Genomic DNA, 17042 nt, shown 5'->3' with positions numbered 1-17042 from the left:
ATCAGCGCAGTGTGCTGCAACAGTGATCGTAGGCGTGGGAGTAACTATGGACAATATGCTATATATCATCGCCGGACTGGTACTTATTTTAATCATAGCCGTCTTGGTAATGCGCAAGAACAAGGCGCAAAAACCATCAGCACCTACGGCTGTGCAGGCCGACAAGAATTTGGCAGCCAGCAACCCAGCGACTACATCTGGAGCCAAGCAGCGCAGTCCTACGCAGCAAAGTGCTGATAACGAGGGCAAATTTGATAACCTATCGGTTGCGCAGCGCTTTATAAATCAACAGCGCTATGACAAAGCCATTGAAACACTCAGTCGTGGTCTCATAGAAAAACCCAATGACAGTCAGTTATTGCTGAAGCTCTTAGGTATATACGCAACTACCAATCAAACGGATGACTTTCATCGCGTCTATGATGACATTAAAACTCACAGTGACCCAAAAAGCATCGCACAAGCCGATGAACTAAAATCATTACTCACTGAAGAGCAAAACCAAGCAGCACAGTATGCGGTAGCGGCAAAAGATACTCAAAATACTGACTTTGAAAGTTTGGATTTTGACTTACCTGCCAGCCAAGTCGTCAATACACCGACTGTTCAAGATACGGTTACTGCTGAAGATAGCGCTACACCTCTAATCGATAAGCCTACTGAAAAATCAGGACTGTCTGATGACTTTAATGATGTCAATCCTACCATTGAAAATGTCGATGACACGTTTGATCTGACACTTAATGACCTAGAAAGTGATGGCGACGAGCCAACCGCTACTAGCGTTATGCCTGTCAGTCAGGTCGACATCGTCGAAGAGGAAAATCTGACTCTAGATGCTAGCGATACTACGCCTATCATTCAAGACAACGATATCAGCGACTTTGATTTTGGCCTTGATTTGCCTGAGCAGACGGATAATATTACTGAACCTTCTGTCAGCTCCACTACTGACAGTGCGCCTCAAGACATCATGTTAGAAGATGAAGACTTTGTCTTAGATTTTTCAGACTTAGAGGCTGGTGTGGATATAAATGCTGCCAAGGCGACTGGCGAAACTACAACAGATGTGACTCAGAATAGTGACGACGACTTTGTATTGTCTTTAGACGATATTGATGAATCAGTTGCTATAGACAATGTCTTAGAAAGTGAACAGCCTGCTCTTGCAGAAGATAATGATCTAGGTGATTTTATCCTTGAAGAGAACAACTTTAAAGACAATATTTTCGAAAGTAATGATCTTGAAAACGACAGCTTTGAAAACAATAATTTCGAAAGCAATGACTTTGAAGACAGTAGCTTTGAAGACAGTAGCCTTAAAGATCAGCCACTTGATAATAATGCTTTAGAAAATACTCATATTGAAGCATCAAGCATGGCACCAACTGCGCCATTGACGTTTGATGAAGACACATTAGCAAACGATGATTTTGATTTTGACTCGCTAGCAGATGCACCAACGGCGACGACTCCAGTCGATGCTGAGTATGATGTAAGTACAGTGGACAGTGAGATTGTTACTTACAATGAAGTCGAAACAAAAGAAGATTTCTCTTTACGTTTTGCCGCAGACTTTGATTTTGTTAAAACCTTGGATAGCAATCAAGTCACTTTAGACTTGGCTGGTCAATATTTGCAATTGGGTGAATATGACAGTGCCAAACGTTTGCTAAACGAAGTCATGACTCAAGGTAATAGCGAGCAACAGCAACAAGCTCAAATGCTACTTGACCGCACTGCATAGTCAATAACCTCTTCTAATATCAGCAAGTATCCTCTAATCATTTAGAATAAATACTTGCTGATTTTTTTTGCATTTAGCCTTTATACTATCTATCATCATATTACCTATCATTACCAAGCTCTCTCGTCTCTTTTTTTGCCTTCCTTGACTGTGCCAATATTATGCCATCACCTGCTATGACAAAAAACTTATCCGACCCCATTCAACTCATTTATGCTGGTGGCACTTTTGGTAGCTACGGACGACCCTTAGCACCTTTATCAGCAGAAATATTTCTACCCACATTGCAACAACTGCTAGTTGAGCAAGATAGTTCGGGCAATCTACCTCAGATTTCATGGCTCGACAATACCCTAATTAAAGATAGCAGCCAGCTCACGCCCAGCGATTTTATACATTTCTACACGCTTCTGATGAACGCCTATGCACAAGGTGACAGACGTTTTGTATTAATCACTGGTACTGACACTTTAAGTTATTTAGGGGCATTTTTAGCGGAAGCTTTTGCTGGCAGTGATATTTGTGTCGTCGTAACCGGTAGCATGCGTCCGTTACTAGACAGTGAGGTGTTGCATAACTATAGCATCGATGCGAACAGTGACGCGTGGGACAATCTGACGGATGCCTTAAAACTGGCAGCAGCTGGTGAATCTGGTGTTAAGATCTGCTTTAGTGGTGAGTCATGGCCAGCACAAACGGTGCAAAAGATACACAGTCACGATCTGATGGCATTTACCGGACATTCTCGAGCGGCTTATCCGGCCAATAGCTATATCAGAACGTTACCAGATACACGACGGCAGCATTGGCTGGATGACCAGTACGATATAATTGATGCTATTCAAAGTCGCGCTGAGCAAGTACGCATCCATGCTTTATACTGTTTGCCTAATGACACTGAGGTGATGAGCAATCAGCTACAAGCATTATTGTCGCAGCCACCCTCTGGCATTATGCTATTGGGGTTTGGTGCAGGCAATGTTCCTTATTCAGACGCATTAGCAGCAGCTCTACAGCTTGCTTATGAGCATGGACATATGGTGATATGTGCCAGCCAATCGCCTTTTGGCGGAGTGAGTGACAGTTATGCTGCGGGTAGTTGGCAGTATGACTATCATGTGATAGCCGGTGGGCGCTTAACGATTCCCGCTATTTACGCTCGCTTATTGTGGCTATTACTGCGTTATGACAGTCCTGCCAGACGTCGACAGCGCTGGTTAAATAATGTCAATCAAGCTGGTACGACCATCAAAAAACGCTAACTGACCACTACCTCCTACTCAACTGTATACATTCTGAACATACCATGACTGAGATTAAGCATATAGCGTCTGACGATTCACCCATTTATACCTTAGCGATTGCGGTTGAATTTTTGGGTACTCATTACCACGGTTGGCAACGTCAACGAGAAGTGCTCGGCGTCCAACAAGCGCTAGAGACTGCCATCGGTAAGGTCGCCAATGAACCGGTAGAAGTAATCGCTGCTGGTCGCACCGATGCCAGCGTGCATGCCAGCAATATGATTGCCCATTTTACTACACGCGCTTATCGACCTACGCAAAATTGGTTGCGCGGCGTCAATAGCCTGCTGCCCGATGACATCGCCCTGCGCTGGATTCAGCCGATGCCAGCGGACTTCCATGCGCGCTTTGGCGCCATTGCTCGCCGCTATCGTTATATCACGCTCAATCAAGCACAGCGCCCCGCTATTTTGAATCATCAAGTAACGCACATCTATGAGCCACTTGATTTGGCAGCGATGCAGTTAGCTGCTGCCGATATTGTTGGTATTCACGATTTTAGCAGCTACCGCGCGGCCGCTTGTCAATCTAATCAGCCAGTACGAACCGTCAGTCATGCTAGGTTATTTGCTCATGGTCAGTTTATCGTTTTTGACATCCAAGCAGATGGATTTTTGCACCACATGGTGCGTAACTTGATGGGCACCTTATATGCCATCGGCAAGCACCACTTAGAACCGGCAGATTTTTTACGTATTTTAGCCAAAAAAGACCGTACGATTGCACCGCCTACCGCTTCTGGAGATGGTTTATATTTCATTAACGCCTACTATCCTGAACGCTTCCAGCAGTTATTACCGGATGCCCCTCTGACGCCCATTTGGTTGAATTTACCTGACTAGATTGATATAAGCTGGTATACATAACGGTTACAAGCTGTCAAGTAAAAACCTATGGCTGTATTGCTTTAATCAGCAAACTTACGTATAATGTCGGCTTATTTTTAATTGATTGATACAAATTATGGCAAAAGACGATATTATTGAATTTGAAGGCGAAGTTATTGATACCCTTCCAAATACATTGTTTAAAGTTCGTTTAGAAAACGGACACGAGATCATTGCGCACATCTCAGGTAAGATGCGTAAGCATTACATTCGTATCTTGACTGGTGATAAAGTTAAGGTCGAAATGACGCCTTATGATTTGTCCAAAGGTCGCATTACTTATCGTGGCAAAAACTAATATTATTATCAACTAGAATGGTTATAACAGCGTTTGTATCGAAACCTGTCATTTACGAATAAACGGTTTTGGCTAGTATAAATTCTTGAGTGGTTTAACTGATAATAATAATGACACTGCTAACCTACTCATTATTGCCTATCATATTCTAGTTGCTGGTTTTGCCATAAAAAATACCGCTATTTAACAGCGGTATTTTTTATGGCTTTTAAGATTTGCTAGGGCGTGTCCTCATTTTAAAAATGGTCATAAAAATGAGATAAATTGCCGTCAAACGAGGAAAATAGTGCAAATAATATCGGGATATTAATCAGCTATTTGACGATGTTTGGCAAAATTTAGCCATTTTTAGCCCATTTAGATACAATCGCTTGAATTGAGGACACGCCCTAATACTGAACCGTTACTTAAACTCTACTGTCGCGCCATTTTGAATGACGCCTAACAGCGCTAACGCATCCCAGTTAGTCAAGCGCACACAGCCTGCTGAGGCTTGGCGACTGATACGAGCAGGATCTGGCGAACCATGAATACCATACGAGGGTTTGCTTAGCCCAATCCATACCATTCCCACAGGATTATTAGGACCGGGAGGAATAATCGCTTTACTGCCGTCATCGGCAGTATAGGTATAATTGGGTTCATGCACTTTTACTTCTACGGTATGCGTGCCTGTTGGCGATGGTGTCGCCGTGCTACCTACAGTGGTTGGATAGCTGGCAACCAAATTGTCCTGGGCATCATAAGCATAGAGGGTTTCGGTCACTCTATCAGCGACCACGCGGCTGACAGGCTTGGTATTAGGGTTGCCAGGGTTGTAGACGGTGATGGTTTCGCCTGCGCTAAAACTGGCAGTGGGATTGAGCGATTTTAGATACTTTTCACTAATATGAAATTTTTCTGCTAGCCCTTCGGTCACACTTTCGTAATACATCCCCTCGAGCTTGGCTTTTTCTTTTGCCCCTGCTGGGATAGTGGTGGTTTTAATATTAATATCCGCCTCAGTCAGCTGATAGCTCACCAATACTGGTTGCGCCATCAGCTTGTCGTTTTTAGTTAATGCTTGCCACGTTTCTGTATTCAGCGTTTCTGTGACCGTCAAGCCATTGGCTTTTTGAAATGCTTGCATGGCTTTGCGGGTATTTTTGCCCCAATAGCCGTCAACAGAACCCACACCACTGTGCTGCCAATTTAATAATGCTTGCAGCTTGGTGCCAGTATTGCGATTAATATTCATCCCCGCCTGCCAATTGGCGCTATTCACTTTTTGAGCAATCTCTGGTAAATTTTCTGTGCTGTACTTAATCGTGGGTAAAAATTTATTCAGTGATACGGTAGTTTTACTCTTGCCTGTCAGCTTTTGACTAACGCCATTGGTCACTGGACTCATGTCAGTGGACTTATCTTTCACTGTACTACTAGTCGCTTCCATGGCAGGTGTATTGGTAGCAGACTTATTAGTAGCAGATTCATTAGCAATAGTGCTGTTAGTGCTATCGTTAGTGTTAACAACATTACTACCGCTACTTGATGGCGTGCTTTCATCGGTCGCTGTCATATTTTCAGTGGTTGCTGCCACGCTTTGACCTATGAAAATAGTGGTTGATAAACCGATCGCCAATAACGCAGTGCTTATTTTTGTCAGTTGATACATGTGGTGCTCCTAAAATTATTATTTATCTTATCAAAATTTCTTTATCAAGTTTTATTGCTCTAATCTACTATTGATCTCTATCGTTTTAATTCTTTATGAGCAGTCTTTGCATGAATAAAAGTTATTACTGATTGCTGATAAGTCGTCTATATTGCCATATTCCCTTGTGAGCATATAACAGCTTTGTGTTACTAAGCGCCTTATCCTGCGGTGTCTGTGTTAATACGACGTCCATTTGACTAAAATTACTAATGTATTTTTCGGTACTTTTTTTAAGTCCAGCTAAATCCTTGGTGCATAAAAAACCCATAAACTGCTAAGCAATTTATGGGAGTTGATATCGAAATAGGACAGCTAAAATATGGTGGAAACCTTAGCAGCTATTAGCGTGGTTTTTTATACCAATTTAGCCAACACCGCTTGCCCCATTTCTTTGCAGCCTACTTGTTTTAAGGCGGCTTCACTGGCATCTAAAATATCAAGGGTGCGCAAACCATCATCAAGAACATCACTGACTGCCTGCTCAATCGCTTGGGCAGCTTGTTCTTGCTTAAAGGTATAGCGTAGCATCATCGCGACAGAAAGAATCGTGGCTAATGGATTGGCTTTGTCTTGACCAGCAATATCAGGGGCTGAACCATGACATGGCTCATACATACCTTTGCCAGCGGCATCAAGACTGGCAGACGGTAGCATCCCGATAGAGCCTGTCAACATAGCGGCTTCATCAGACAAGATATCGCCGAACATGTTACCCGTCACCATGACATCAAACTGTTTGGGATTTTTGATCAGCTGCATACAAGCATTGTCAGCATACATGTGCGATAACGCCACATCGCTATAGTCCGCTTGCTGCATATCAATCATTGTCTGCTTCCACAGTTCAGTGACTTCTAGGACATTGGCTTTATCTACCGAGCAAACTTTGGCTGGCGTACCTGCTGCCTGTGCGCGTGTTTGCGCCAATTCAAAGGCGACCTTACCGATACGCTGAATCTCACTGGTGCTATACACCATGGTGTTATAGCCTTGTTGCTCGCCGTTTTCCAACGTGCGGATACCACGTGGCTCACCAAAATAAATACCGCCTGTCAATTCACGGACAATCAGTAAATCGAGACCTGAGATAATCTCAGGCTTGATACTAGAGGCATTGACAAGCTGCGGATACAGCTTTGCCACACGTAGGTTGGCAAACAAACCCAGCTCACTGCGGATTTTAAGCAGACCACGCTCAGGGCGTTTGCTACGCTCGATACCATCCCATTTAGGTCCACCAACTGCACCTAGTAATACGGCATCAGCAGCACGCGCACGCGCTAGTGTCTCATCTGGTAAAGGCTCACCCGTTGCATCGACTGCCACCCCACCGATTAACCCAGATTCAAGGGTCAAACCTAACGAAAATTTCTTATTAATCGCTTCGAGCACATCAACAGCTTGAGTCATGATCTCAGGGCCAATACCATCGCCCGCTAATGTTAAAATCGTTGCCATACTGATCCTTTTGGGTAAGTAAGTTTTTATAATAGGTACTGCTAGCGCTGTATTACCGTCTTCTATAAGACCACCACTATCGATAATAGACCACCATCAATAATGATAGCCATCACAGAAGAGGTTGTTGTCTTTAATTAAGCTAGGTTTTGCAGAGCCATCCAATTGAGAGTCTAGGTATCAAGCCACGGCTTTTAATGGAGTGGACTTTTTCTCAATAATGCTGGTCTCTACAAATTCCCCTTGATGCTCAGCGCCCAGCTGTTTACAAAAGCGCCGCTGCAAATTACTGTCTTGCGACAGCTCAATGCATAAAGGCTCAGGCGATGCCGTGTCTAATAAGCTCCCTGAGTTGTCGCTAGATTTTTTTTGATAAGCATGTAACTGATAAGTGCCTGGCTCGACGAAATCATGAATAATCGCAAAACGTTCAACATAGCCGACGTTGTTTTCTGGATAGAAATTTACCTGTACTTCGCGTTTTGCAGGTTTCACCCGCGCGTAGTAATTGGTCATTCCTGGCATACCAGAAGCAGATAACGGAACGATTTTGACAGCATCTTTATTAGAAAGTGGCGTCATGTCGATGTTCATCTGTGCTCGTGCCCGCTGATCGGTTTTATTCATAGGCATGATAACCAGCATGTCAGGACTGACCGGCTCGTGGGTATCCGGTGCAATCACTAAGGTTTTATCTATCTGCACAATTTCGCAGTGGTAGGTGCCTATGCAAGAAATATTCACCTCACCCTCGACGGGTTGGATGTTCCCCACTCGTACCTTGGCACTATCTGCCTTGTCTATTTGTTTATAGCCCGTCAATGACTGACAGCCTGTTAACAATAAGCTTACAGCGACAGCCATACTTGTCCAGACAGCATAACGTTGTTTATTCATAATGACGGCTACTATTTAATATGGAAGATAAGTTACCCTTCATTCTAGCCAGTTCATCACGATAACTCAACGCTGCGTTACTATTGTTCATCGGTTTTTTATAGCCACTGGTCTATGAGTTACTCTCTACGCGCGTACTTGATTAAATATCCAAGGCGTTTTTTGCATCATTTGATGCTCGTAGTCTTTGATAGCATCACTTTGCTGTAGCGTTAAGCCGATATCATCCAACCCATTTAGCAAGCAATGTTTGCGAAATTCATCAACTTCGAAAGGATACTCTTCCCCAGTTGAAGTAATGACCACTTGGCGCTCAAGATCTGCGGTTAGCTCATAGCCTTCGTTAGCAAGTGTATCTTTCATTAGGGTATCTACAATTGCCTCGTCCAAGACAATTGGTAGCATGCCATTTTTAAAACAGTTGTTATAAAAAATATCGGCAAAGCTTGGCGCGATCACCGTACGAAAGCCGTATTCTGACAATGCCCATGGCGCATGCTCACGACTAGAACCACAACCAAAGTTGCGGCGTGCCAGTAAGATAGTCGCGCCTTGGTAACGTGGCTTATTCAATACAAAGTCTGGGTTAATCACTCGCGTGCTATTGTCTTGACCCGGATAGCCTTCGTCTAGATAGCGCCAATCATCAAATAGATTGACACCGAAGCCAGTACGTTTAATAGACTTCAAAAATTGCTTTGCAATGATTTGATCGGTATCGACGTTTGCGCGATCGAGTGGGCAAACGATACCTGTTTGGGTGTTATAAGCTTGCATGGTTTTTCCTTAAAATATCGATTACTAACGTAAAATTTTCTGGCTGCTTAATACAGCTCAAAAGAGCGTGCCATTTGCTTGACTATCTTAGTCATCCTACCCGTTTCATTTTTGGAATAGTTCAGGTGTAGGACAGCTTCCTTACCGTCATCAACCTTAATAACATGATAGAAAACTTGACCGTTTTCTCTGTAGCCGCTTACTGTATAGGTGTTATCTTTTAAAAGCTCGTAAGTAACTGTGGTATCTGTCTTATATCGATGTTGCTTCTCTTTCAGATAATCGCTATCTGTATAAAAGAAGACATTTGGTGTATAACTGCCAAAGACCAAAATATCGGAATTGGAGTTGGCCAACTTAAAATGGCGTCCATCTCCATTATCTGCCTCGGGTAGCCATTTTAATTGGTCAGGCACATCGACACAGTAGGCAAACCTTGCATTACAGTATTCAAGAGCCATCGCTAACTGAGCGCTGCTCAATAAGCAAAATAAAACAAACAAACAGCCTTTTCATTTTTATGCTCTATAGAAATGTAAAGTTAAAACGTGCGCACATCCACAAAGTGTCCTGCCAATGCTGCTGCTGCTGCCATTGCTGGACTGACCAAATGCGTACGACCACCATTACCTTGACGACCTTCAAAATTACGGTTAGAGGTCGAGGCACAATGCTCTTGTGGCTCAAGCTTATCGGCATTCATGGCAAGGCACATTGAACAGCCCGGCTCGCGCCATTCAAAACCAGCCTCAGTAAATAAGGCATCCAAGCCTTCTGCTTCGGCTTGTAGTTTAACTTGACCAGAACCCGCCACGACGATGGCTTCTTTAATATTGTCTGCGACTTTACGACCTTTAATCACGGCGGCGGCATCGCGCAAATCTTCGATACGCGAATTGGTACACGAACCAATAAAGATACGATCAAGCTGGATGTCAGTGATTTTTTGGCCAGCATCTAAACCCATATAGGTATAAGCACGTAACCAACCTTCTTCTTGCGCTTCATCGGCGGCTTGATCAGGCGTCGGTACTGACTGTGTGATATCAACAACCATTTCAGGAGAGGTTCCCCAAGAGACTTGTGGCGCTATTTGACTACCATCCAGCTCAACCACCGTATCAAATACTGCGTCATCATCTGAATACAAGGTACGCCAGTAAGCTTCCGCTTGCTCCCACTGCTCAGTGGTTGGCGCATAAGGACGGCCTTTGACGTAATCAATGGTCGTGCCATCGACCGCGACCATACCAACGCGAGCACCCGCTTCGATTGCCATGTTACAGACGGTCATGCGACCTTCCATACTCATGTCTTCAAAGACTTGCCCTGCAAATTCAATGGCATGCCCTGTCCCGCCAGCGGTACCAATTTTGGCAATAATAGCAAGTACCACATCTTTTGAGGTCACGCCAGCGCCAAGCTTACCCGTGACACGAATTTGCATGTTTTTTGATTTCTTTTGAATCAAACACTGCGTTGCCAACACATGCTCGACTTCTGATGTGCCGATACCATGCGCCAAACAGCCAAGTGCACCGTGGGTTGCAGTATGCGAATCACCACAAACCACGGTCATACCAGGTAAAACCAAACCTTGCTCAGGACCAACGACATGCAAGATACCTTGACGGGCATCATTGATGGTAAATTCAGCAATATCAAACTTAGTGCAATTGTCATCTAAGGTGAGTACTTGTAAGCGCGACACTTTATCCTTGATACCTGCGACGCCTTCTAAACGCTCCTTGGTCACCGTTGGCACATTGTGATCGGGGCTAGCGATATTAGCCGACAGACGCCATGGCGCTCTATTGGCCAGATCCAGACCTTCAAAGGCTTGTGGACTCGTTACTTCATGCAGTAGATGGCGGTCGATATAAATCAGGCTCGAACCATCATCACGCTTGGTGACTTCGTGAGCATTCCAAAGTTTGTCATATAACGTTTGACCGGCCATGTTGCTATCCTTTATTAGTTGCTAATCACTGAATCTATTGACCTGCTCACACAACAGCAAGCGAGGTTATTATTGAAATTTTTATCTAATTGACACTTTTATCTAAAGACACTCATTTTATTTATAAAGTGGCGTTATATTACTGACGCCTTTCATAATAAACTTAGGGTCTGTTGAACATTCAAATGTGGTACTGGCAGTGGCTATTTTTTAGACAATACGCAGTGAAATTTTTGATGCCTAGTCATTCTAGGTTAGACAATTTCGCCATGTATTGGCAAAAAATAGCCCTGCCCTGAAAGGCTGATGCTAAAACCACCCCAAATGTTGTTGTAAACCTAGCTAAGGTCTCGACATTATCATCAGTTTACGCCTAGTTTGATACGATTTTAGCGATCAGCAGTCCTAATATTTGAATGTTCAACAAACCCTACTATTTATCAAAACTATTTTTCACAGATAATACTTATTAAATTGGTCTATCACACATCTATATCAACACCAATTGATGAGTTTTCAGGTAAATTGATAAAATTGGCTATCAATACAGGCGTTGGACGGCTAATTACCAAGTTAATAGAATAAATACGTCTTGATACCTTGTGATTATAGCAGGCTAATCCTATAATAATAATTGATGATTTTTACGTAGTCGCAAACTTTTATTTCTAATACATTGTGACTAGGTCAGCCAACTTTTATTTATAGCTCGCTACGCAGCTAAGGACATCGGTTTGAATACCACGAATTTGACGACATTCGTCACTGTTATGCACACAGGCAGCATCTCAGGCGCAGCAGAAAAGCTTTTTATTACTCAGCCTGCTGTCAGTAAGCGCATCAAAAATTTAGAAGATGAATTTAACATTACGTTGTTTGATACGGTCGGTCGCGGTATTGTGCCGACTCAAGCCGCTAGTGAAATGCTGCCGCACGCCAAGCGCTGGCTCGACGATTATGAGAACTTCAAAATCAATTTACAACACTCTCAGCACATCGTGTCGGGTAAATTGGTCATTGGCACCAGCCACCATATTGGCTTGCATCATTTGGCTCCTGTGCTCAAGCACTTTATTCAAGCCTATCCTGCGGTGCAGTTAGAAGTTCATTTTGTCGACTCTGAAACGGCGCACAAGGCGGTGTTAGATGGTGACTTATCATTAGCATTCCTAACGTTGCCACCGGTCTACGATAAACGTTTGACGTATCACACGCTTTGGTCAGATCCACTCTACTTTATGACCGGTACATTATCGCCTTTAGCGACCAAAGCCAATGTCACTTTAGAGCAATTGGCTCGCTATCCTGCTATTTTGCCCTCTGCCAATACTTTTACCAGCCAAATTACCTTAGCTGAGTTTGCCAAGCATAATCTAAAACCTTACGCCACCATGAGTACCAACCCACTTGAATCCATTCGGATGTTGGTTTCTGTTGGCCTAGGATGGTCTGTATTACCTCAAACCTTGGTCAGTCAAGATTTAGAGCGCATCAATATGGCAGATAATATTGAGCTACAGCGTTACCTCGGTGTGGTTATCAATCCAAAGCTGACTCGCTCTAGTAGCGTGACTGCCTTATTAGACTTGCTTGCCCCAATTGATTAAAGGGCTTTTAGTAAGTAGCAAATGATGGTTTAAAACCTTTATTGGCTTTGTATAAAACCTTACGTTACAAAGCCAAGCTCAGTTGTTCGCATTTTTAACAGCCATACGTTATAATGCGTTTGGCTTTGTTTTTTATAACATAAATTTACCAGAATAACACTGATAGTCATATTTTGAAGACTTCGAGTAATATATGATGGTAAACAGTAGGTTTAATGGTTTTAAATGATTGATTATATAAGTGAGTAGCATTTGTAAAAAACTAGCAGATAAGGGCGATAGACAAGATTGCGATTGAGCCACGCTTGTTGTCCTCTAATCACTATTTTATGAATATTACTTTTAAAACAGTATCAATCATATAAAACTAACAGAAAATACTGACTAAAAGTCAAAAGCCATTATGTCCTACTTAATGGCTTTTTTTGTCTTTAAATATTGTTTATAAACATCATCTTGTGATGAATTAATTTTATATAGTTAAAAATAATTACAGCCAACAACGTTGGTTAAGGACAGTTTATATGAATGGGATTTCTAGTGGCGTGCTGATATCGTTGGGCGCCTACTTCTTAGTGATGATTGGGATTGGCATTTACGCTTATTTTAAGCAAGCCAATGATACTGAAGGCTACATGTTAGGAGGACGTAATTTAGGTCCCGCAGTCACTGCATTATCAGCAGGGGCGTCGGACATGTCAGGTTGGTTGCTCCTCGGCCTACCAGGCTATATGTATGCCGATGGTGTCGTAAGTATGTGGATCGCACTTGGTTTGACACTAGGTGCCTTATTGAACTATATCATTGTGGCACCGCGCCTTCGCGTTTATACCGAAGTCGCTGACAACGCGATTACCTTGCCTGACTATTTCGCCAACCGCTTTGAAGATAAATCGCACATGCTGCGTGTCATATCAGCAATCGTTATCATCTTATTTTTCACCGTTTATACCGCTGCAAGTCTAGTAGGTGGTGGTAAACTCTTCGAAAGCTCACTCAACTTATCATATAGCACGGGTCTTTGGGTGACTGCTGGTGTCGTCGTTGCCTATACCCTATTCGGTGGTTTCTTAGCGGTATCGATGACTGACTTTGTACAGGGCGTCATCATGTTATTTGCAATGGTGATCGTACCAGTTGTTGCCTTTACAGATCTTGGCGGTATATCAGCAACGACTGAAGCCGTTCGAAACATTGATCCAAGTTTATTAGATGTCACCAGTGGCATGACTATCATTGGTATTATCTCATTAATGGCATGGGGGCTTGGCTACTTTGGTCAACCACATATCATCGTTCGTTTTATGGCAATACGTTCGGTCAAAGACGTACCAATGGCCCGTAATATCGGTATGAGCTGGATGGTTGTCAGCTTAATTGGTTCTTTAATGACAGGTTTTGCTGGTCGTGCTTATGTACAAAAAACCGCAATGACCTTGGATGATCCTGAGACCATATTCTTAGTCTTTACACAGTTTTTATTCACACCGCTGGTTTCAGGGTTTTTATTAGCCGCTATTTTAGCTGCGATTATGAGTACCATTTCATCGCAGCTATTGGTGGTATCAAGCTCGCTGACTAAAGATGTCTACAAGCTATTCTTCGATAAAGATGCTCCTGAAGCACGCCAAGTACTAGTGGGTCGTATCTCAGTTGTAGCGGTAGCCCTCGTATCTATCTTGCTCGCCTCTGATCCCGATAGCTCAGTATTGAGCTTAGTTTCTAACGCTTGGGCAGGATTTGGTGCAGCATTCGGACCCTTGGTTATCTTCAGCCTAATCTGGCGCGGTATGAACCGTAACGGTGCGGTCGCTGGTATGGTAATTGGTGCCTTAACTGTTATCCTGTGGATCTATGGTCCTTTCGAGATAAATGGTATGGCATTAAATAGCTGGTTATATGCTATCGTTCCAGGCTTCATCTTAAGTACCATCGCTATCTTCGCGGTTAGTATTATGACTGGCGGTCCAAAACCTTCAGTAACTGCTAAGTTTGAAGAAATGGAACTGAACCTTAATAAATAAGTAAATAAGTAAATAAGTAAATAATCTTATCACTATCAAAAAACCTCGCCATGATTGGCGAGGTTTTTTATTATGAGCAATTATATTAGGGTGTGTTCTCATTTTAAGAATAGCAATGGAAATGAATACACGCCCTAGCTATAAGGTATTAAAAGGTCTTGGTTAACAATATGGTTGCCGACTTCTCATCGCGATCATCATAATAATCAAAGTTACTGGAAGTCTGATCATAATCAAATACCAGTCGCGGCGTCAGACCATAAAAAGTTAAGTCACGCTTCCAGACTTGTAAGCCTAATGAGGTCGTTTTGTCTTCTCTTGTCGAGCCAACTTTACCACCGACAGCATTGTAGTAACCATTTAAAGCACCGCTACCCGCTGGATAAGCATCCGCTGGATCATCGTACTCTTTTATAGCATAGCCCGCTGTCGTTAGGGTAGAAATACCTCGCTTCCACTCACGACCCCAACCAACGTTTACAGAGTTGCGGTCATAGCTGATAATGCTAGATTTGGGCACATCATTTTGGTAGTCATGTGGCTTTGATAGTTACCATCATTTTCTTAGAGTTTTCCAATAAAAAAGCGACCTATTACAGGTCGCTTTTTTATTATCTGCTAATTAACAAGTGTTCACTAATTACTGCGCTTGATAAGAAAGCTTCACGCCAGCGATATAGCCATCATTGTCTTGGAAATCGGCAACGATTTTGTCAGTTGGTAGAGCGCCTTGAGCATCACCAAACCATAAGTATTTGCCACCAGCTGATACTGCCCAGTTTTTGGTGACGTTATACTTGGCGCCAAGACCAACACTATAATAGCCATCGACAGGACCTAATGAAGTAGTCGGATCACCAGCACCGCTATCCCAACCAACCGTACCACTAATGGCAAGTGCTGGTGCTACACGTTTAGCCAAACCCAGCTCGACTTGCCACTGATCATCTTCATATTCAACCAAATCTAAACCGTCATCGCCATAAAGACCACTGCTTATACTAACTGCATTGTATAGTGGAGGGGTAATGACAAAATCACTCCAAGGCACCCAACGTACTTTTGCGGTGGCTAATGTAGTTGGATTGATACCGGTTTGGAAGTCAAAGTTGACTGATTTAGGAGTGGTGATCTCGTAGTCACTGCTTCTATTTGCTGCTGCTTCCGCTTGTGCTGGAGAAGCTCCTGCTCCAAGAGCTCTAAGACCTGCTAGCGGATAAGTCTCAGATATTTGTATATCGTGATCGATCTCAGAACGATAAGTCAATGCAGCTTTCAAAGCGATTTCAGGCTTACTGAAAGACACACCAGCGATATAGCCATAGTCCATATCAGGGTTACTGGTCGAAGTGTAACCTGTAGCAGGGCCATAAGCCAATCCACGTAATTTCGTATCAGCTTGAATACGCTGTGCTACTGGACCACCATAAACTTGGAAATTCTTATTGGCACCAAACTTCATACCAAGTAGACCTGTCAAACTTTGGCTACGAACCTCTACATTGGTGTTTTCACCTGCATTGCCTGCCTCAGCTTGAGCGATTGCGCCTACAGTACTAAGATTTGTAATTTGTTGCACGATGCCTGCTCTTACTTCTGCATCAGGTTCTGCTGCAGCTTGAGCTCTCAAAGCATTTATTGTAGGACCAAGCGTTGCACCATTGAATTGACCATTAGTCAGTTGCTGGATAGACGCGTTTTGATCACCCTTCGATACAAAATTGCTATCGCCTGTGTACTCGGCAGCTGCACCAAAAGGCTCATCGTATAAAATACCAATACTGAACGTATCGTTGATGTCAGTTTTTACGCCATAGCGGAAAAAATCATAAGCTTCAGCGATATCACCCGTGTCACCACCTTCGACATAGGTATTACTAGAAGGAACATTGTTAGCACTGTCTTTACCACTGACATCAGCGTCAATATAGGTATAAACCGCTTCGGCATAAGTCCCATCTTGAAAGAAAGCAGTGACGTCCTGACCTGAACGATCTAGACCGGCAGCATGCGTCATGCTGGCTACAGAAATAGTAGCAATAGCTACCGCAAGGGTTTTTAAGTGAAAGGTAGCGCGCATTATGTATCTCCAAACATCCTAGTTGTTTAACCGTCCTACAAATCTAAAATTGGCCATGGTGCACGCAAATTTAAATTATAAAAACAGTGTCCTGATTTCGATAATAATGGCTTTTTGACACTAAAACAACACTTAAAGCACTTTATTTCCTAAATATGACTGAACAGTACAGATTACATGTAACTTAAAAACTAAACACTTGTTTACTTTAGTAAAATTATCTTTTGAATTTACTTTTTACTAGACTAAAATCGTCTTTTTTCTTCGTGCTCAGTCATCAAGAAGCATACCCTGATAATAGAGTGTA

General features: G+C 43.0%; 13 protein-coding genes and 1 pseudogene. 6 read left to right on the top strand and 8 right to left on the bottom strand.

What is annotated here, in order from left to right:
• Positions 1-46 precede the first annotated feature (46 nt).
• From ACTQ9T_RS03245 to infA, 4 genes are all read left to right on the top strand, one after another.
• Positions 47-1747, top strand: a complete 1701-nt coding sequence (locus ACTQ9T_RS03245; RefSeq protein WP_440464048.1) for a FimV/HubP family polar landmark protein — start codon at positions 47-49, stop codon at positions 1745-1747.
• A gap of 161 nt (positions 1748-1908) precedes the next feature.
• Positions 1909-3009, top strand: a complete 1101-nt coding sequence (locus ACTQ9T_RS03240; RefSeq protein ID WP_440464047.1) for an asparaginase — start codon at positions 1909-1911, stop codon at positions 3007-3009.
• Positions 3010-3053: 44 nt separating this feature from the next.
• Complete coding sequence (gene truA, locus ACTQ9T_RS03235) at positions 3054-3893, top strand: tRNA pseudouridine(38-40) synthase TruA (RefSeq protein WP_440464046.1); 840 nt, start codon at positions 3054-3056, stop codon at positions 3891-3893.
• Positions 3894-4014: 121 nt separating this feature from the next.
• A complete protein-coding gene (infA, locus tag ACTQ9T_RS03230; protein WP_021814850.1) occupies positions 4015-4236 on the top strand; it encodes a translation initiation factor IF-1 in 222 nt (73 codons plus the stop codon).
• 403 nt (positions 4237-4639) lie between these two features.
• Here infA and ACTQ9T_RS03225 read toward each other — a convergent pair whose 3' ends face one another.
• From ACTQ9T_RS03225 to leuC, 6 genes are all read right to left on the bottom strand, one after another.
• Positions 4640-5890 (bottom strand): L,D-transpeptidase family protein, encoded by a 1251-nt coding sequence (locus ACTQ9T_RS03225; RefSeq protein ID WP_440464045.1) that lies wholly within the window; start codon positions 5888-5890, stop codon positions 4640-4642.
• Positions 5891-6286: 396 nt separating this feature from the next.
• Positions 6287-7390, bottom strand: coding sequence for a 3-isopropylmalate dehydrogenase (leuB, locus tag ACTQ9T_RS03220; RefSeq protein WP_352310525.1), 1104 nt, complete (start codon positions 7388-7390; stop codon positions 6287-6289).
• Between the two features lie 180 nt (positions 7391-7570).
• Positions 7571-8287, bottom strand: coding sequence for a hypothetical protein (locus ACTQ9T_RS03215; RefSeq protein WP_440464044.1), 717 nt, complete (start codon positions 8285-8287; stop codon positions 7571-7573).
• A 126-nt stretch (positions 8288-8413) separates the two neighbouring features.
• Positions 8414-9064: a 3-isopropylmalate dehydratase small subunit gene (gene leuD / locus ACTQ9T_RS03210; RefSeq protein WP_210539932.1), complete on the bottom strand. Its 651-nt coding sequence runs from the start codon at positions 9062-9064 to the stop codon at positions 8414-8416.
• A gap of 47 nt (positions 9065-9111) precedes the next feature.
• Positions 9112-9567 (bottom strand): hypothetical protein, encoded by a 456-nt coding sequence (locus ACTQ9T_RS03205; protein WP_440464043.1) that lies wholly within the window; start codon positions 9565-9567, stop codon positions 9112-9114.
• A gap of 38 nt (positions 9568-9605) precedes the next feature.
• Positions 9606-11024: a 3-isopropylmalate dehydratase large subunit gene (leuC, locus tag ACTQ9T_RS03200; protein ID WP_010199851.1), complete on the bottom strand. Its 1419-nt coding sequence runs from the start codon at positions 11022-11024 to the stop codon at positions 9606-9608.
• Between the two features lie 734 nt (positions 11025-11758).
• On the opposite strand from leuC, the gene ACTQ9T_RS03195 reads away from it, so the two are divergent.
• Positions 11759-12631: a LysR family transcriptional regulator gene (locus tag ACTQ9T_RS03195; RefSeq protein WP_010199853.1), complete on the top strand. Its 873-nt coding sequence runs from the start codon at positions 11759-11761 to the stop codon at positions 12629-12631.
• A 524-nt stretch (positions 12632-13155) separates the two neighbouring features.
• Entirely contained in the window at positions 13156-14655 is a 1500-nt protein-coding gene (putP, locus tag ACTQ9T_RS03190; protein ID WP_440464042.1) for a sodium/proline symporter PutP, read from the top strand.
• Between the two features lie 148 nt (positions 14656-14803).
• On the opposite strand, the pseudogene ACTQ9T_RS03185 reads toward putP, so the two are convergent.
• Both ACTQ9T_RS03185 and ACTQ9T_RS03180 read right to left on the bottom strand, forming a co-directional pair.
• Positions 14804-15187: pseudogene (locus tag ACTQ9T_RS03185) on the bottom strand (surface lipoprotein assembly modifier); the annotation flags it as partial.
• 108 nt (positions 15188-15295) lie between these two features.
• Positions 15296-16735, bottom strand: coding sequence for an outer membrane protein transport protein (locus ACTQ9T_RS03180; protein WP_194618919.1), 1440 nt, complete (start codon positions 16733-16735; stop codon positions 15296-15298).
• Between the last annotated feature and the right edge of the window lie 307 nt (positions 16736-17042).

Source organism: Psychrobacter sp. ASPA161_6 (assembly GCF_051970285.1).
GTDB classification, from domain to species: domain Bacteria; phylum Pseudomonadota; class Gammaproteobacteria; order Pseudomonadales; family Moraxellaceae; genus Psychrobacter; species Psychrobacter glaciei.
Note: the sequence above shows the minus strand (reverse complement) of the source record. Positions and strands in the feature narration are given on the sequence as shown.